General features: G+C 60.1%; 16 protein-coding genes. 5 read left to right on the top strand and 11 right to left on the bottom strand.

Going from position 1 to position 17,529, the window contains the following annotated elements:
• The first annotated feature begins 2 nt into the window (after positions 1 to 2).
• Positions 3 to 647 carry a DUF1120 domain-containing protein gene (locus HU759_RS06105; RefSeq protein WP_186616824.1) on the top strand — a complete coding sequence of 215 codons (645 nt, stop codon included), beginning with the start codon at positions 3 to 5 and terminating at the stop codon, positions 645 to 647.
• On the opposite strand, the gene HU759_RS06100 is transcribed toward HU759_RS06105, so the two are convergent.
• Both HU759_RS06100 and HU759_RS06095 read right to left on the bottom strand, forming a co-directional pair.
• Positions 644 to 1,909: a CynX/NimT family MFS transporter gene (locus HU759_RS06100; protein WP_186616772.1), complete on the bottom strand. Its 1,266-nt coding sequence runs from the start codon at positions 1,907 to 1,909 to the stop codon at positions 644 to 646. The two genes, HU759_RS06105 and HU759_RS06100, sit on opposite strands and share 4 nt — an antisense overlap.
• On the bottom strand, positions 1,899 to 2,558 hold the full coding sequence (locus HU759_RS06095; RefSeq protein WP_017135197.1) for a FadR/GntR family transcriptional regulator: 660 nt from the start codon (positions 2,556 to 2,558) through the stop codon (positions 1,899 to 1,901). Before HU759_RS06095 ends, HU759_RS06100 begins: the two co-directional genes overlap by 11 nt.
• Positions 2,559 to 2,717: 159 nt before the next feature.
• On the opposite strand from HU759_RS06095, the gene HU759_RS06090 reads away from it, so the two are divergent.
• Together HU759_RS06090 and HU759_RS06085 are read left to right on the top strand one after the other, a co-directional pair.
• Positions 2,718 to 3,029 carry a type II toxin-antitoxin system MqsR family toxin gene (locus HU759_RS06090; protein ID WP_138449597.1) on the top strand — a complete coding sequence of 104 codons (312 nt, stop codon included), beginning with the start codon at positions 2,718 to 2,720 and terminating at the stop codon, positions 3,027 to 3,029.
• Entirely contained in the window at positions 3,026 to 3,514 is a 489-nt protein-coding gene (locus HU759_RS06085) for a type II toxin-antitoxin system MqsA family antitoxin (RefSeq protein ID WP_186616771.1), read from the top strand. The genes HU759_RS06090 and HU759_RS06085 overlap by 4 nt, the downstream gene beginning before the upstream one ends.
• A gap of 219 nt (positions 3,515 to 3,733) precedes the next feature.
• Here the strand turns inward: HU759_RS06085 and HU759_RS06080 are convergent, their stop codons facing one another.
• The 4 genes from HU759_RS06080 to HU759_RS06065 form a co-directional block, all read right to left on the bottom strand.
• On the bottom strand, positions 3,734 to 4,498 hold the full coding sequence (locus tag HU759_RS06080) for an amino acid ABC transporter ATP-binding protein (RefSeq protein WP_003171943.1): 765 nt from the start codon (positions 4,496 to 4,498) through the stop codon (positions 3,734 to 3,736).
• A gap of 11 nt (positions 4,499 to 4,509) precedes the next feature.
• Positions 4,510 to 5,607 carry an amino acid ABC transporter permease gene (locus HU759_RS06075; RefSeq protein ID WP_017135200.1) on the bottom strand — a complete coding sequence of 366 codons (1,098 nt, stop codon included), beginning with the start codon at positions 5,605 to 5,607 and terminating at the stop codon, positions 4,510 to 4,512.
• 10 nt (positions 5,608 to 5,617) lie between these two features.
• Positions 5,618 to 6,799 carry an amino acid ABC transporter permease gene (locus HU759_RS06070; protein WP_017135201.1) on the bottom strand — a complete coding sequence of 394 codons (1,182 nt, stop codon included), beginning with the start codon at positions 6,797 to 6,799 and terminating at the stop codon, positions 5,618 to 5,620.
• Positions 6,800 to 6,871: 72 nt separating this feature from the next.
• Entirely contained in the window at positions 6,872 to 7,903 is a 1,032-nt protein-coding gene (locus HU759_RS06065) for an amino acid ABC transporter substrate-binding protein (RefSeq protein ID WP_056858938.1), read from the bottom strand.
• 345 nt (positions 7,904 to 8,248) lie between these two features.
• Here HU759_RS06065 and HU759_RS06060 point away from each other — a divergent pair, with 345 nt between their 5' ends.
• Positions 8,249 to 8,905: an alpha/beta hydrolase gene (locus HU759_RS06060; protein WP_186616770.1), complete on the top strand. Its 657-nt coding sequence runs from the start codon at positions 8,249 to 8,251 to the stop codon at positions 8,903 to 8,905.
• 96 nt (positions 8,906 to 9,001) lie between these two features.
• A complete protein-coding gene (gene rhlB / locus HU759_RS06055; RefSeq protein WP_026013543.1) occupies positions 9,002 to 10,471 on the top strand; it encodes an ATP-dependent RNA helicase RhlB in 1,470 nt (489 codons plus the stop codon).
• 171 nt (positions 10,472 to 10,642) lie between these two features.
• Here the strand turns inward: rhlB and moaE are convergent, their stop codons facing one another.
• The 5 genes from moaE to HU759_RS06030 all read right to left on the bottom strand — a co-directional run bounded on the left by moaE (position 10,643) and on the right by HU759_RS06030 (position 17,453).
• Entirely contained in the window at positions 10,643 to 11,092 is a 450-nt protein-coding gene (gene moaE, locus HU759_RS06050) for a molybdopterin synthase catalytic subunit MoaE (protein WP_186616769.1), read from the bottom strand.
• A gap of 2 nt (positions 11,093 to 11,094) precedes the next feature.
• Positions 11,095 to 11,337 (bottom strand): molybdopterin converting factor subunit 1, encoded by a 243-nt coding sequence (moaD, locus tag HU759_RS06045; protein WP_017135206.1) that lies wholly within the window; start codon positions 11,335 to 11,337, stop codon positions 11,095 to 11,097.
• Positions 11,334 to 11,807 (bottom strand): cyclic pyranopterin monophosphate synthase MoaC, encoded by a 474-nt coding sequence (gene moaC, locus HU759_RS06040; RefSeq protein WP_056858942.1) that lies wholly within the window; start codon positions 11,805 to 11,807, stop codon positions 11,334 to 11,336. The genes moaD and moaC overlap by 4 nt, the downstream gene beginning before the upstream one ends.
• A gap of 207 nt (positions 11,808 to 12,014) precedes the next feature.
• Positions 12,015 to 15,749 (bottom strand): autotransporter serine protease, encoded by a 3,735-nt coding sequence (locus HU759_RS06035; RefSeq protein ID WP_186616768.1) that lies wholly within the window; start codon positions 15,747 to 15,749, stop codon positions 12,015 to 12,017.
• Between the two features lie 309 nt (positions 15,750 to 16,058).
• Complete coding sequence (locus HU759_RS06030; RefSeq protein WP_012722339.1) at positions 16,059 to 17,453, bottom strand: PhoH family protein; 1,395 nt, start codon at positions 17,451 to 17,453, stop codon at positions 16,059 to 16,061.
• Between the last annotated feature and the right edge of the window lie 76 nt (positions 17,454 to 17,529).

Here is a 17,529-nt window from a genome sequence, read left to right as displayed (position 1 = left end):
CTATGAAAACCCGCATTTTTTCCAGCCTGCTGTTACTGGCCTGCGCGCCCTCGGTGCTGGCCGCATCGGCGGTGGACCTGACCGTCAAAGGCCTGATCGTTCCCGCCGCTTGCTTGCCGCAGTTCCCCGGCGGGGCACTGATCGACTACGGCAAAATCGCCCAACAGGACTTGAACCTGGGCACTGCGACACGCCTGCCGGCCAAGCCCCTGCTTTTCGCCATCGCCTGCAGCGGTCCCACCCGCTATGCCCTGCGCATGCGCGATAACCGCGAGGGCTCGGCCATGGTCAACAGCGAGATTTACTATGGGTTGGGGTTCGATATCAGCGGTAATCGCCTGGGGGTTTACTCCATGACCTTCGACCCGCGCCAGACCCAGGCCAACACCACCGCGCAGATCTACGGCACCGAGTCCACCACCGGCGGCGTGGCGTGGCGCACGTCCAACCTCAACCCCATCGACATCGGCTCCAGGAGCTACCTGGGTTTTACCGAGGTGGAGGGCAGCGTCAGCGGGCCTACGGCCATCGGCACGCTGACGGGTACAGTCACAGTGCAGACCGTGATCAATGCCCGGCAGAACCTGGACTTGAGCGTGGAAACTCCACTGGATGGCTGGGCAACGCTTGAGGTGGTGTATCTCTAGAGTTTCTCGGCGGTCACTTGTACATAACGCGCCCGCCCGGCGCCGAGACCCGCGACAATCGCACCGAGGCCGATCACGGCGAAGATCCAGCCGATGGCCGTCCAGCCGCCGGTCCAGTCATGCACCAGGCCGACCGCAAACGGCCCCATCGACGCCAGGGTGTAGCCAATACCCTGGGCCATGCTCGACAGGTTGGCGGCGACATGGGAATCACGCGAGCGCAGCACGATCAGGGTCAGCGCCAGGCTGAAGGTGCCGCCCTGCCCCAGGCCGAGCAGAATCGCCCAACCCCACAAGCCGTCCAGCGGCGCATACAGGCAACCGAACAGGCCGCCAAGGGTCAGCAGCATCACCACCACAATCGCCAGGCGCTGGTCCTTGCCGCGGGTGGCCAGCCACGGTGCGGCCAGGGAACTGAGCAGTTGCACGATGATGGAACCGGACAACGCCAACCCTGCCTCGGTGGCGCTGAGCCCCCGGCCAATGAGGATTGACGGCAACCAGCCAAACACAATGTAAGCCAGGGACGATTGCAGGCCCATGTACAAAGTCACCTGCCAAGCCAGTGGGTCACGCAGCAAGCCCTTGACCCGGTAAGCCACCTGATGGGCGCCGTGCTTTGGTCCGACTTGCGGCAACCAGAACAACGCCGCCAGCAACGCCGGGATAACCCAGAACCCCAGTCCGACGGCCCAGCTGTCTGCGAAGTACTGACTCAGGGGCACCGTGGCCCCGGCTGCCAACGCGGCGCCCAGACACAATGCCATGGTGTAGACGCCAGTCATGGCGCCCGCCTGCCTGGCAAAATCACGCTTGACGATACCCGGTAGCAATACACCGATGATGCCGATGCTCGCGCCAGCGATCAGGCTGCCCGCGAACAACCCCACTTCACCGAACGAACTGCGCAGGATGATGCCGCCAGCCAGGGTGAGCAGAATCCCCAGCACCACGCGCTCAGCGCCAAAACGCCTGGCCAGGATCGGCGCAGTGGGCGCGAACAGGCCCAGGCACAACACCGGCAAGGTAGTCAGCAAGCCCGCCTTGGCAGCGGACAACCCCAGGCTGCTGGACACTTCTGCCAGCAATGGCGCCATGCTCGACAGCGCCGGGCGCAGGTTCAATGCCACCAGCACCAGGCCCAGCAGCAAGAGCCACGGGCGAGCCACCAACGGAGGGGCCTGCTGGACGACTTCGTCATCGGCTTCGGCGTCAATCAACAGTTCTTCGAGTTCAGTCGTACGTTTGGCTTCAAGGTTCATTGATCAACTGCCGGCAGAGGGATTTGGCACGTTCGGGGTCTTGGTTTTCCACCGCGTCGAGCAAGGCGATATGCAGGTCGAATACCGCCTGGCGACGTGGTGAGATGTTCAGGGTCTGACGCAACTGGGCGCCGACGATGCTGGAGAAATACTGGTACAGCTCGCTCAGCGCCGGGTTGTGCGCTGCATCCACCAGGCGCTTGTGGAACACCAGGTCGGCGCTGATATAGGCCTCCAAGTCACCGTGGTACAACTCGCCGCTGCGCTCAAGGGCTTCACGCAACCCTTCGAGATCGTCCTCGGTACGACGCAACGCCGCCAGGCCGATGGCCTCCACTTCGAGAATCTGCCGCGTCTCCTGCGCCTGCGCCAACGTGCAGTGGGACAGTGCGCGCATCGTCCCCAACGGGTCGGTCATCGAGCGCAAGTAACTGCCGTCGCCCTGGCGGATTTCGATCAGACCCGAGAACGCCAACACACGCATGGCCTCACGCACGGTATTGCGGCTGATGCCCAGCTCGGCGGACAACTCCGGCTCGGTGGGCAGGCGCTCACCGATGGCCCATTTGCCTTCAGTTATACGCCAGCGCAGTTGCTCCAACGCTTGATCGACCAGGGAGCGTTTGATCAGGGGGGCGATGTCTGTCATGAGTTTTGCACTTTCGTCCAATCATAGGATGAATTTTCCTACAGCCTATTCAGACTTACCCACAAAGGCAACGCACTAGGGTTCATAGGCAGCAAAAGGAGCAGTATTTTCGATTGGTAAAATTACCCTTTAAGGGTAATTATTGGACTCAGGTGTCTTATGGAAAAGTACACACCTCACTACGATCTGGCGGTGATCAAGGCGGATGTCAGGCGACTGGGTGCCAGGGCATTCACCCGTGCAGCCAAGGAGGCGGGAAAGCAACTCGACCTCGACATCAGCGAGATGCAGGCAGTCGTTTTCAAACTACAAAACAGGATGCTGTACAAGTCGATGACCACCTATGCCGATCACCGCGTCTGGCAGGACGTCTACCACATCCATTCACACGGTCTGGAGATTTACATCAAGGTCACTTACTGCTCCGGCGGTAACCCACCGGTGATCTCCTTCAAAGGGATGAACCTATGAACACCCAACATTGCTTCATATGCGGCGCCCCCGACGCCATGGTGCGTTTTGAGGGCCGCAGTGAAACCCTGCGCATCAAAGGCATGGAACAGCACATTGAGGACCTGTCCGGCTGGGAGTGCCAACTGTGCGAGGACGGCATGTATGACCCCGACAGCAGCGAACGCCATGCCAAGGCAAGTGATGACCTGCTGCACGCCGCGCGACAGATGATGGGCGCCGAACTCAAGCGTATCCGCCGCAAACTGCACCTCACGCAAAAAGAAACCGTGCAGTTGTTGTCCGGTGGCGGGCACAACGCATTCTCACGTTACGAACGCGGAGAAATAACGCCGCCCAAACCGTTGATGGTGTTGATGCGCCTGCTGGACCGTTACCCGCATTTGCTCGCCGACGCCAAAGAGCTGGCCGAAGGCGCAGACCTGCGCAACGCCTTTACTTGCACGCCCCATAACCAAACACAAGAAGCCCTCAAAGCGTCTTGAACAGGCAAAAATAAACCCGGCACCAGCAGGCTTTTTATGGGTGTTCTGCAGAGCAATGGCGATCAAATGTGGGAGCCGGGCTTGCCCGCGATGGCGGTGGGTCAGCAGCAGATGTACGCACTGCTGTACCGCTATCGCAGGCAAGCCAGCTCCCACATTGGTTTGTGTTCGCCAAAGGTTATGCAGCCTGCAGGCTGGGTTTATGGGTTCAAGCTTCGATCAATGCAGAATCTGGCTCAAGAACAACTTGGTCCGGTCATTCTGCGGGTTGTCGAAGAAGTCATTGGGCGCCGCCTGTTCAACGATCTCGCCCTTGTCCATGAAGATCACGCGGTTGGCCACGGTGCGCGCAAAGCCCATTTCGTGGGTGACGCACAACATGGTCATGCCGTCTTCGGCCAGGCCGATCATGGTGTCGAGCACTTCCTTGACCATTTCCGGGTCGAGTGCCGAAGTCGGCTCGTCGAACAGCATGATTTTCGGTTTCATGCACAGGGCACGGGCGATGGCCACGCGCTGTTGCTGGCCGCCGGACAGTTGCCCCGGAAACTTGTGCGCCTGCTCCGGAATGCGCACGCGCTCAAGGTAATGCATGGCAATTTCTTCGGCCTTGCGCTTGGGCATCTTGCGCACCCACATCGGCGCCAGCGTGCAGTTCTGCAGGATGGTCAGGTGTGGGAACAGGTTGAAGTGCTGGAACACCATGCCGACTTCACGGCGGATCGCTTCGATCTGCTTGAGGTCGTTGGTCAGTTCCACGCCATCGACCACGATGCGGCCCTGCTGGTGCTCTTCCAGGCGGTTGAGGCAGCGGATGGTGGTGGACTTGCCCGAACCCGACGGGCCGCACAGCACGATACGCTCGCCCTGCTTGACGTTGAGGTTGATGTCTTTCAACACGTGGAACTGGCCGTACCACTTGTTGACGCCCTGCATCTGGATAATGCCTTCAGGGCTCACAGGCTGTTTGATTGCTTCGCTCATAACAACAACTCCTAACGCTTGTGGCCTGTGTCGAGCTTGTGTTCCAAATGAATGGAATAGCGCGACATACCAAAACAGAAAATCCAGAACACCAGGGCGGCGAACACGTAGCCTTCAGTGGCCATGCCCAACCATTTAGGGTCGGCAGCGGCTTGCTTGACGCTGTTGAGCAGGTCGAACAGGCCGATGATGATCACAAGGCTGGTGTCCTTGAACAACGCGATAAACGTGTTGACGATGCCAGGGATCACCAGCTTCAGGGCTTGCGGCAGAATCACCAGGCCCATGCTGCGCCAGTAACCCAGGCCCATCGCCGCAGCCGCTTCGTACTGACCCTTGGGAATCGCCTGCAGGCCACCACGCACCACCTCGGCCACGTAGGCCGACTGGAACAGGATCACGCCGATCAGTGCTCGCAACAGCTTGTCGATGCCCATGCCTTCAGGCAGGAACAGCGGCAGCATCACCGAGGACATGAACAGCACGGTGATCAACGGCACGCCGCGCCAGAACTCGATGAAGGTCACGCAGACCACCCGAATCGCCGGCATGTTCGAGCGTCGCCCCAGCGCCAGCACAATGCCCAACGGCAAGGCGCCAGCGATACCGACAGTGGCGATCACCAGGGTCAGCATCAAGCCGCCCCATTGGCTGGTGGCCACGTTGGTCAGGCCCAGAACCCCACCGTGCAGCAGGCAGTAGGCGATGATCGGGTACAGCACCAGGAAACCCAGGCCATACACAGCCTTGCGTTGAAACCGCGAGATGAACAACGGCGCCACGCCCACGATAGCCAGCCACACGGTCAGGTCCACGCGCCAGCGCAGGTCGCCGGGGTAGTAGCCATACATGAACTGCCCGAAGCGCTGTTGGATAAACACCCAGCAGGCGCCCTCTTTGGTGCAATCGGCGCGCGTGGTCCCGACCCAGTTGGCATCCAGGATGGCCCAGTGCAGGATGGGCGGCACGATCAGGTAAATCAGATAGAACGCCAACAGCGTCAGCAAGGTGTTGAGCCAGCTGGAAAACAGGTTGGCGCGCATCCAGGCCATCGGTCCGAAGACTTTGTTCGGCGGCGGCATATCGGGTTTGAAAGTATGCGAACTCATGTGCGTTTCCTCACCGCTCGATCAGCGCAATGCGCTTGTTGTACCAGTTCATCAGCAGGGAAATGCTGATGCTGATCGCCAGGTACACGCTCATGGTGATGGCAATGACTTCGATGGCCTGGCCGGTCTGGTTGAGCACCGTGCCGGCAAACAGCGAAACCATTTCCGGGTAACCGATACCGGCGGCCAGCGAGGAGTTTTTCGCCAGGTTCAGGTATTGGCTGGTCAGCGGCGGAATGATCACCCGCAAGGCTTGCGGGATGATGACCTTGCGCAACGTCGGCCCAGGGCGCAGGCCCAGGGAGCGCGCGGCTTCGGTCTGGCCGTGGCTGACGGACTTGATGCCCGAACGCACGATCTCGGCAATAAACGCCGCCGTGTACACGGTCAGCGCCAGGGTCAACGCCAGCAGTTCAGGGATCAATACCCAGCCGCCGACGAAGTTGAAACCTGAAAGCTTTGGCATTTCCCAGTGCAGCGGCGCCCCGAAGACCAAGGCACACAATGTCGGGATCACAATAAACAACGCCAGGCCCGCCCAGAACTTATGGAACGGTACGCCGGTGGCCTCAAAGCGTTTGTTGGCCCAGCGCGCCATCAGCACGATTGCCACAATGGCAACCACCACACTGGCCACAAACGGCCAGAACCCATCGGCAGCAATCGCCGCCGGCATGTTCAAGCCACGGCTGCTGACGAAGAAAGTGTCACCGAAATTATGGCTGTTGCGCGGCCCCGGCATGGTCAGGAATACCGCGAAGTACCAGAACAGGATTTGCAGCAGCGGCGGAATGTTGCGGAACACTTCCACATACACCGTCGCCAGCTTGTTGATCATCCAGTTGGGCGACAAGCGCGCCACGCCAATGATGAAGCCAAGGATAGTCGCCAGAACCACACCGATCACAGTCACCAGCAAGGTATTAAGCAGCCCGATCACGAAGACGCGGGCATAGCTGTCCGATTCGGTGTAGTCGATCAGATGCTGAGCGATACCGAAGCCGGCACTGCGCTCAAGAAAGTCGAAACCCGAGGTGATACCCCGGTGTTGAAGGTTGGTCTGCGTATTGTTGAAGAGGTACCAGCCCAGCGCGACCACCGCCACAATCGTGATGATCTGGAAGAGCCACGCACGCACTTTAGGGTCGCTGAAGCTGAGCTTCTGCTTGGGTGCGCCGATTTGATTTTGCATGAAGTGCCCCGCAAAGAATGGAACAGAACATCACCCGGTGGTTGGCCCACCGGGTGATAGAACCATCAGCGATCAGCGCACAGGGGGTGCGTATTGAATGCCACCGTTGGTCCACAGTGCGTTCAGGCCACGGTCGATTTCCAGTGGGGTGCTCTTGCCCAGGTTGCGCTCGAACACTTCACCGTAGTTACCGACTTGCTTGACGATCTGTACAACCCAATCTTTTTTCACTTTCAGGTCTTTGCCGTATTCGCCATCAGCACCGAGCAGACGCGCAACGTCCGGGTTCTTGGTGGACTTGGCTTCAGCTTCAACGTTTTTCGAAGTGATGCCAGCTTCTTCAGCGTTGAGCATGGCGTAGCCAACCCAGCGCACAATGGCCAGCCACTCGTCGTCGCCGTTACGCACGACCGGGCCCAGTGGTTCTTTGGAGATGGTTTCCGGCAGAACCACGTAGTCCTTCGGCGAAGCCAGCTTGCTGCGCTGTGCGTAGAGCTGGGATTTGTCCGAGGTCAGCACGTCGCAACGACCGGATTCCAGCGACTTGGCGCTTTCATCGGAGGTGTCGAAGGTGATCGGCGTGTATTTGAGGTTGTTGGCGCGGAAGTAGTCGGAAACGTTCAGCTCAGTGGTGGTACCGGCCTGGATGCAGATGGTTGCACCGTCCAGTTCCTTGGCGCTTTTAACACCCAGCTTGTTGTTCACCAGGAAGCCAACACCGTCGTAGTAGGTGATGAAGCCTGGGAATTTCAGGCCCATACCCGCATCGCGCGAACTGGTCATGGTGGTGTTGCGCGACAGTACGTCGACTTCGCCGGACTGCAGCGCGGTGAAACGCTCCTTGGCGTTCAACTGGCTGAATTTGACCTTGGTTGCGTCACCGAACACGGCAGCGGCCACAGCGCGGCAAACGTCAGCGTCGATCCCGAGGATCTTGCCGCTGGCATCCGGCACCGAGAAACCCGGCAAGCCATCACTCACGCCACATTGCACAAAGCCTTTCTTCTGCACGGCGTCCAGGGTGGCGCCAGCTTGGGCAAAACCACTGACACCCAGTACAGCAGCCGCGGAAACGATGGCCAGGGTGGATTTCAATACCTTCATTCAAACCTCCAGTTGCTCTTGTTGTGTCGGAGCTAAAACCCCAGCGCACCCTTATGAGGCGATATCGACCCGTGTTGGCTTTTTTTGGGGTCAAGCGGCATGAGGTTTTCGCGGTAATTCCAGTTGCTATCCCACAAGCGGCAGTCACTGATAGTGTTACCGTCCCAAGATAGTTCTGACATCGACCTACACATAGCAAGGCGCGTACCAGAGTGGTGGCTGAGTCGTTTCAGCCCTTGGTCAATAGAAAAACATTCAACGTTGCGACATTCTCTTAACAGATCAACCCGTCGCGCACCGTTCCGACGCACCCAATCGGAGCGCACGCACATATATGGAGCAGATATGACCGAACCCTTGATTCTTCAGCCCGCCAAGCCCGCAGACGCCTGCGTTATCTGGTTGCATGGCCTGGGTGCTGATCGCTACGACTTTTTGCCGGTGGCGGAAGCGTTGCAGGAAAGCCTGTTGAGCACCCGCTTCGTTTTGCCCCAGGCACCGACACGTCCGGTAACCATAAATGGCGGTTACGAGATGCCGAGTTGGTACGACATCAAGGCCATGAGCCCGGCTCGCTCGATCAGCCTGGAAGAGCTGGAAGCCTCGGCCAAAATGGTCACGGATTTGATCGAAGACCAGAAGAGAACCGGAATAGACGCTTCGCGAATTTTCCTCGCCGGTTTTTCCCAGGGCGGCGCCGTGGTTTTCCACACCGCCTTCCTTAAATGGCAGGGACCGTTGGGTGGCGTAATCGCCCTCTCGACTTATGCACCGACCTTCGGGGATGAGCTGGAGTTGTCCGCCAGCCAGCAGCGCATTCCAACGCTGTGCCTGCACGGCCAATACGACGACGTGGTGCAGAACGCCATGGGCCGCAGCGCCTACGAGCATTTAAACAGCCGTGGTGTCACCGTGACATGGCAGGAATACCCAATGGGTCACGAAGTGTTACCTCAAGAGATCGCCGATATCGGTGCCTGGTTGACCGCCCGGCTGGGCTGAAAACCACAGTTTATGTAGCCGTATGACAGACGCACTACGCCGCGCCCGTTTCTTGCATTACACTGGCCGGCGTACATTCCTTAACCAATTAATGAGATCACCGTGCTCAAAGCACTTAAGAAGATGTTCGGCAAAAGCGAGGCTGAGCCGCTCGCGCCAGTTCCCAGTGCTCCTGTGCCCTCCTCCGGCAGCCGCAATGACGGCCAACAGCCCGGCCGGACCGCACCTGCCGCACAGCCGCAGAAGCCAAAGGTGACCGCGCCCGAACAGGCCCAACCTGTCGAGGCAGCCCCCGCGCCGGCGCCGAAAGCGCCCCGTCGTGAACGTGCACCGAAGCCGCCCGTGACCCCGTGGAAACTCGAAGACTTCGTGGTTGAACCCCAGGAAGGCAAGACCCGCTTCCATGACTTCAAACTGGCCCCGGAACTGATGCATGCCATCCAGGACCTGGGCTTCCCGTACTGCACGCCGATCCAGGCGCAGGTGTTGGGCTTCACCCTCGCCGGCAAAGACGCCATCGGCCGCGCGCAGACCGGCACCGGCAAGACCGCCGCGTTCCTGATCTCGATCATCACCCAGCTGCTGCAAACGCCACCGCCCAAAGAACGCTACATGGGTGAGCCGCGTGCACTGATCATCGCCCCGACCCGCGAGCTGGTGGTACAGATCGCCAAGGACGCCGCCGACCTGACCAAGTACACCGGCCTCAACGTCATGACGTTCGTGGGCGGCATGGACTTCGACAAGCAGCTCAAGCACCTCGAAGCCCGTCACTGCGACATCCTGGTCGCCACGCCAGGCCGCCTGCTCGACTTCAACCAGCGCGGCGACGTGCATTTGGACATGGTTGAAGTGATGGTGCTGGACGAAGCCGACCGCATGCTCGACATGGGCTTTATCCCGCAAGTGCGCCAGATCATTCGCCAGACCCCGCCGAAAAACGAGCGTCAGACCCTGCTGTTCTCTGCGACCTTCACCGAAGACGTGATGAACCTCGCCAAGCAGTGGACCACTGACCCGTCCATCGTCGAGATCGAAGCGCTGAACGTTGCCAGCGAAAACGTTGAGCAACACATCTATGCCGTGGCCGGGGCCGACAAGTACAAGCTGCTCTACAACCTGGTCAACGACAACGGTTGGGAGCGCGTGATGGTGTTCGCCAACCGCAAGGACGAAGTACGCCGCATCGAAGAACGCCTGGTGCGTGATGGCGTCAATGCCGCGCAACTGTCCGGCGATGTGCCGCAGCACAAGCGTATCAAGACCCTGGAAGGTTTCCGCGAAGGCAAGATCCGCGTGCTGGTGGCCACCGACGTGGCCGGGCGCGGTATTCACATCGACGGCATCAGCCACGTGATCAACTTCACCCTGCCGGAAGTGCCGGACGACTACGTGCACCGCATTGGCCGTACTGGCCGTGCCGGGGCGGCGGGTGTTTCGATCAGCTTTGCGGGGGAAGATGACTCGTACCAGCTGCCGTCGATTGAGACGCTGCTGGGTCGCAAGATCAGTTGTGAAACGCCGCCGACGCACCTGTTGCGGGCTGTAGAGCGCAAACGCCCTTAATAGCTGAAATGCAGTAGGAGATGTGGGGGCTGGCTTGTGTGGGAGCTGGCTTGCCTGCGATACAGGCACCTCGGCTTTTCCGTTGCACCGAGGAGATGCTATCGCAGGCAAGCCAGCTCCCACACAAGCCCAGCTCCCACATTTGGATCTCCATCGATCTTCAGCAGATGCTCACTTCCAGCGATCCGCCGCCGCGTGATCACTGCCCCGCCCTTCCACCCAGCGCGGGCCTTCAGGCGTGTTTTCCTTCTTCCAGAACGGCGCCCGCGTCTTCAAGTAATCCATCACAAACGCACAGGCATCAAACGCTGCCTGGCGATGCGCGCTGGCCGCCGCAACAAACACAATCGGCTCGCCCGGCTCCAACGCGCCGATCCGGTGCAGCACTTCCAACTTGAGCAACGGCCAGCGCTGCCCGGCTTCCACGGTGATCTTGGCCAGGGCTTTTTCGGTCATGCCGGGGTAGTGCTCCAGGAACATCCCGGACACATCGCGACCGTCATTGAAGTCGCGTACATAACCGACAAAACTCACCACCGCGCCCACGCCCACATTGGCGGCGTGCATGGCGTTGACCTCTGCGCCGGGGTCAAATGCCTCGGCCTGTACGCGAATGGCCATGCTCAGCCTCCGGTCACGGGCGGGAAAAATGCCACTTCATCACCGGCCTGCACCGGTTCGTCGAGGCTGCACAGCTCCTCGTTGCGCGCACACATCAGGCTGCTCTCGTTGAGCACCGCAAACTCAGGGTCTGCCGCCAACGCCAGTCGCACCGCATCGACGGTAGCGAACTCGCCTTCCATCTCCAGCGAATCGAAGCCTGTCGCTTCGGCGTAACGCGCAAAAAACAATACGTTGATGCTCATGCCTGGTCCGCCTTGAAATGCCCGCTTTTGCCGCCAAGCTTTTCCAGCAGGCGAATACTTTCGATGGTCATGCCGCGATCCACCGCCTTGCACATGTCGTAGATCGTCAGCGCGGCGACACTGGCGGCGGTGAGCGCTTCCATCTCCACGCCGGTCTGGCCGCTGAGTTTGCAGCGCGCGAGGATATGCACGGCGTCCACACCGTCGGCGCGCAGTTCGACCTTGACGCCGGTCAGCATCAGCGGATGGCACAACGGGATCAGGTCGCTGGTTTTTTTCGCCGCCTGGATCCCGGCGATGCGGGCCACGGCAAACACGTCGCCCTTGGGGTGGGCGCCGTCGACAATCATTTTCAAGGTGTCGGGCAGCATGCGCACCCGCGCTTCGGCCACGGCTTCACGGAACGTCACGGCTTTGTCAGTGACGTCGACCATGTGGGCGCGACCTTGGGAATCGAGATGAGTCAGCACAGGGATACTCCTGATCAGGAGCGGCAATTGTAAACCTGTGAGTCAATTTTGCGCAGGGCTGTTTGGCCTTTAAAAAGAACACCGCAACCGTGGCGAGGGAGCTTGCTCCCGCTGGGCTGCGAAGCGGCCCTTGCTCTTTGCTTCAAGAGCATGGGACTGCTTCGCAGTCCAACGGGAGCAAGCTCCCTCGCCACAGGGTATCGGCCGTTAGAACCGGAAAGTAAACCCGGCGTTGATCCCGTTGTTGTTACCCCGGTTGGACAGCAAACCGCTGTAGTTCAACGACACCAGCGTGTCCTTGGTCAGGGCCATTTCCGCACTGGCCTTGATCACCGCGCCATCGCGGGCCACCGGCACACTATTGACCGCAAAGGCGTTGTCGCTGCCGGCAAACTTCAGCGAGGCGTCGCGATCGGTGTCGCCAAACTGATGCTCCCAGCCCAGCTCACCGCGCAACGTTACCGCCGAGGTCGAGCTGACCGGCAGTTGGGTATGCGCGCGCAGGCCCAAGGTGGAAAGCGTGGCGTCCTGGCTTTGCTTGCTGGCATGCAAGGCTGCGGCGCCGCCTTTTTCCTTGAACGAATCGCTCTGGTAGTTCAGGTAGGTCAGGTTGGCGAAGGGTTCGAACTGGTTCCATTGGGTGTAACCGATCTCGGCAAACACTTGGTCGGTGCGCGCGTTGTAGTCAGCTTTGTCGTAGTCCGACTGGTTGGCGTACGCCACGCGGCGCGAGCTGTCGATACGATGCCAGGTGGTGGCACCGCCCATGCGCAGGGCGATGGTGTCGAAGCGTTTTCCGCCGTAGACCGACAGGTGATAGTTGTCGCTGTCTGCCGATGCCGACTCGCCATTGAGATGGCTTTGGGTGTAGCCGGTGGCGGCGCCCACACGCCAGCCGTCGCCGACCTCCGTGTCCAGGCCCAGCAGCACGCCACTGGTAGACGAGGAGTAGCCGCTGGCGTTGTTGTCACCGCTGACGTTATTGCGACCGCCCAGCAGCTGTACCCAGCCGCCGTTGTCGTGAGTGTCGATCTGCGCGCTGGAGTCCAGCGCCTGAGCCTGTTGCAGACGGCCGTTGACCGCTTCACGAATGTAACGGCTGTCCGCCATTTGCGCTGCGGCCACGTCCGAGTGCAGTTGCCCCGAGAGCTGCTTGAATGCGGCCTGTGCCTGGGCTGCCGAATCTGAAGCCAGCAGGCTTTCATACACCGGGCTGCCTGCGCCCAAGGCTTCGGCCGCCGTCGCCACGGCGCGTTCATTGCGGGTTTGCGCGATGCTGGCAAACGTCGTCTGGTTACGCGCCACCGCCAGGCTCAGTTGGTTCGGCTGATAGCTCAACTGAGTGCCGATAAACAGGTAGTTGGGCGTGATCGCTGCAAACTGGCCGTTGATGCCCTGGCTGGCCGTCAGGATGTTGAACTGCTGGCCCACCAGGCTACGGGCCTCAGTGGCAGACAGCAGGTTCGGGCTGTTTTCCAGGGATACGGTCACCACACCACCGTTAAGGGTGGCGACGCCGCTGCTTTGGATTTGATCACTTTGCCCGTTCGGGCCGACCTCCACGGCATATACCGAACCAGGGTTGAAGGTCACGTCGCCGGTGTGCAGCGTGCCGATCGAATGGCCCGGCGCCACGCGCCCGCCTGTGTTCACGGTCAAGGCACCCACCGTGCCGTTACCGGCCAGTGTGCCGCCCAACGTGGTCATCACGCCGTTATCCGCATTGCGGGTGCCTACCGCGCTGCCATCCACGGTCACCGCGGAGGTCAACGAGCCGTCTACCGACAGCTTGCCGCCGCGTACCCAGGTGCTGCCCGAATAGGTGTTCTGGCCCTCGAGCACCAGTTCGCCGTCGCCGGACTTGGCCAGGCTGCCGACGTAGGTCGTGCCGGTGAGCAAATCCTTGCCGCGTGCCAGCGTCGCCTGTTCCCTGGCGTGGCCGATTTCATATTCAAACTGGTCATCGTCAGAGGCATTGGCGGGCAAGCCGTTGACCCAGCCCTTCTGTTGCTTGGTGGCGGCCCAGGTGGCTTGTTCGGCGGTGTCTTCTACACGGCGGGCGCGGATGGCCTCATCGGAAATCGGGTTGGCCCATATATCGCGCGTACCACCCGGCAAGGCCACCGCCACCGAGCCGAGGAACTGCCCCGGCCCTTGCATGGCTTTTTGCAGGTTGGGCAAGCCCCAACCGCTGACCACGCCCGGCACTTGCGGCGTGCCTGGCGCGGCGTCGTGTACCGGTTGCAGGTTGTCGTAGGTGCGGCCACCGGTCAGGTCGCCCACCGGCGTATCGGGACCGTCCGGCGCTTGCAGGCTGGAGGTGGTCAGCAACACATCCCGCGCCTGGCTGGCGGTCATGTAAGGGAAGCGTTGAATCACCAGCGCAAGCGCCCCGGAGACGCTCGGCGCAGCCGCAGAGGTGCCGTTGGCGTTGGGGATAATTTCCCCTTCGGGTCCGGTGGACGGAATACCCGAAACGCCCATCACGCACCACCACTTCGACGTGCCGCAGCGGTTGTAGACCTGAGCGCTGGTCTCGTCGTAGCCGGTGATCGAGAGGAATTTGCTCTCGATATCCGGCTTGAAAAACGGCAGGTTGGCGTTGGTGTCCGGGTTGGCGCCGTGGCTGTCGTTGCCCGCCGAGATAATCTGGATAAAGGTGTTTTGCCGCGCGGCGTCAGCCATCGCGTCCATCCAGGTTTTTTGCCCGGCGTGGGCCTTGTCCCAGAACGGGCGATAGGCAGCGGTCATGTCGCGCAAATTATCGGCCGCGCTGTCGCCTACGTTGCCGAAGTGGTTTTCCACATCATTGCGCGAATTCTGACCCCAGCTCTGGTTGACGATCGAGACGTTCTTCGCCGCCAGCGCGTTGTAGCTGGCCATGAACGCGTTGTAGTCCAGGTCATTGGAGCCCTGGAAACGGTTGTCATCGGTGCCGCCGGTATTGGCGACAAAAATATTCGCGTCAAACGCAATGCCATGCATGCCGGTGCCGTTGCGGCTGGCGCCCAGTACGCCGGACATCTCGGTGCCGTGACCGTCATTGATGGTCGGGTCGTACTCGCCGGAAATACTGAAGTGCTCGCCTTTTTGGAACTGGCCGTCCGGCGTGTCATGAATGTAACGCGGGTGGGTGGCGTAGTACTCGCCAGTGGAGGTCACTGCCTGCACTCGGTCCTGGCCCTGGGCATTCTTGCCCTGGAACTCAAAGTGTTCAGTGAGGATGCCCGAGTCGAGCACGCCGACGTTCACGCCCTTGCCGGTCATGCCCAGGGCGTAGGCGTAATACGCGTTGGTGCGGTCCAGGCCGGAGTTGACCTGGGCTTCGGGGGTTTTCCAGGTTTGCGCGTTGGCGCTCCAGTCACGGGTGGCGCCCGCCCAGGATTGGCCGGCATTCAGTTGCGCGTTGAGGTTGCTGCTCACGCCAGGCTCTACGTAGGTGTAGGGCTTGGCCGCCGGCAGGTTGGCGATAATGGCCTTGGAGAAGTCGAGAATATTGGTGGTATAGCGCCCGCTGTTGCTGAACAGCCGGCTGCGGTAGTAATCCAGGCGCGAGGCGTAGTCCAGCGGCCGCTTGGTATCGCCGAGCATGGCGCCGATGGTGAGGTTTTCCGGTTGCAGTTCGTAGTTTTGCTTGAGGGCCGAATCGAACTTGCCGGACTGTGCGGCAAAGTCCTTGGCGGCCAGGTCGACGATATCGGCGTAGGCGAACCGCAGGTTTTTATACACGTCGGTGTTGGGCCCAAATGAAGCAACGGCTTTCCTGAAGGCCGACTCCAGCACTGGCGACGTGTAGGGGTTGGCGTCATCGGCCCAGGCTATAGAGCCTTGTCCCAGCCATAAGGCCAAGCCGAGTGCGATGGGTGTAAGGGGTATCGATTTGGAGCCTGTAGCGCGCTTGCGTTTTTGCGACAAAGTGAAGCCATTACCTGCTGCGTCCATTTTCCTTTCCCTTTGGATATGTGCTTCGTCAATGAGCGATGTATCGGGCTTTTTGTAATAGGCAGGATCACGCGCAAGACCAACGCCGGGTCTTGAATAAATCGTCGAATCAAAGCGATCGCGTTTCGACGGGGTTACGCTGTTTTCTTATAGTTTTCGGCGATAAAAAATGTAACAAAATAATTACAAAGCCTACAAGCACCCAGGACGCATTAACGAAGACAAATGTCGCCCATAACAAAAACCCCGAATTTCGCGAGAAATTCGGGGTGTTTTGTGGCATTTAGCCACTAACTACAGCATGGGCGATTACAGATGGGATTCGGCGTACTCGGCCAGAATCGAACGAGGTACCCCTTGCAGCGCGATATGCACGCCGTTCGGGAAGTCTTTAAAGCGTTCAGTCAGGTAGGTCAGCCCGGAGCTGGTCGCGGACAGGTAAGGGGTGTCGATCTGTGCCAGGTTGCCCAGGCACACCACTTTGGAACCGGCGCCAGCACGGGTGATGATGGTTTTCATCTGGTGCGGCGTGAGGTTCTGGCATTCATCGATCAAAATCAGGCTCTGCTGGAAGCTGCGACCTCGGATGTAATTGAGGGATTTGAACTGCAACGGCACTTTGCTGAGGATGTAGTCGACGCTGCCATGGGTGTTTTCATCATCCATGTGCAAGGCTTCAAGGTTGTCGGTGATCGCCCCCAGCCACGGCTCCATTTTTTCCGCTTCGGTGCCGGGCAGAAAGCCGATCTCCTGGTCCAGGCCCTGCACGCTGCGGGTGGCGATGATGCGGCGATAACGCTTGGTCACCATGGTTTGCTCAATGGCGGCCGCCAGCGCGAGGATGGTTTTCCCCGAGCCTGCAGCGCCGGTCAGGTTGACCAGATGAATGTCCGGGTCGAGCAGCGCATACAGCGCCAGGCTCTGGTAGATGTCACGCGGTTTCAGGCCCCAGGCTTCCTGGTGCAACAGGGGTTCCTGATGCAGGTCGAGGATCAGCAGCTTGTCGACCTGGATCTCTTTGATCCAGCCCACAAAACCCTGTTCGTCGATGATGAATTCATTGATGTGCACGGCCGGCAGGTTGTCGATCAGCTGTACCTGGTGCCAGGTACGGCCATGGTCCTGACGGGTTTCGACCTTGCTGACAAGATCCCAGAAAGAGCCGGTCACGGTGTGATAACCCCGCGACAGCATCGACACGTCGTCGACGAGCTGGTCGGTACTGTAGTCCTCGGCAGCGATCCCACACGCTCGTGCCTTGAGGCGCATATTGATGTCTTTGGTCACCAGCACCAGGCGCAGGTCCTTGTCGCGCGCGTGCAGGTCGATCAATTGGTTGATGATTTTGTTGTCGTTGAGGTTTTCCGGCAGCAGGCTGTTGGGCTCGCTGCGCTTGCTCATCAGAATCGACAGCAAGCCCTTAGGCCCGCTTTTGCCGCGCTGGATCGGCACGCCGACTTCAACGTCCTCGGGTGAGGCTTCGCCCAGGGTCTTGTCGATCAGGCGGATCGCCTGGCGGCATTCGGCAGCCACGCTGTGGTGCCCGCTTTTGAGTTTGTCGAGCTCCTCAAGCACGATCATCGGGATGGCGACGTGGTGTTCTTCGAAGTTAAGCAGTGCGTTTGGATCGTGGATCAATACGTTGGTATCAAGCACATAAAGGATTGGCTGGTCGGAAGAAGGGTTACGTCCATGATCATCCATACTCGGTCACCTTTGTGGGAGCCATTCGACGCAATACCTGGGCGGTGCTGCGCCTCGATTCGACCACCGACTGCAC

This window comes from Pseudomonas sp. OE 28.3 (assembly GCF_014268205.2).
Classification (GTDB): Bacteria; Pseudomonadota; Gammaproteobacteria; order Pseudomonadales; family Pseudomonadaceae; genus Aquipseudomonas; species Aquipseudomonas edaphica.
This window is presented reverse-complemented; position numbering and strand designations above follow the sequence as displayed.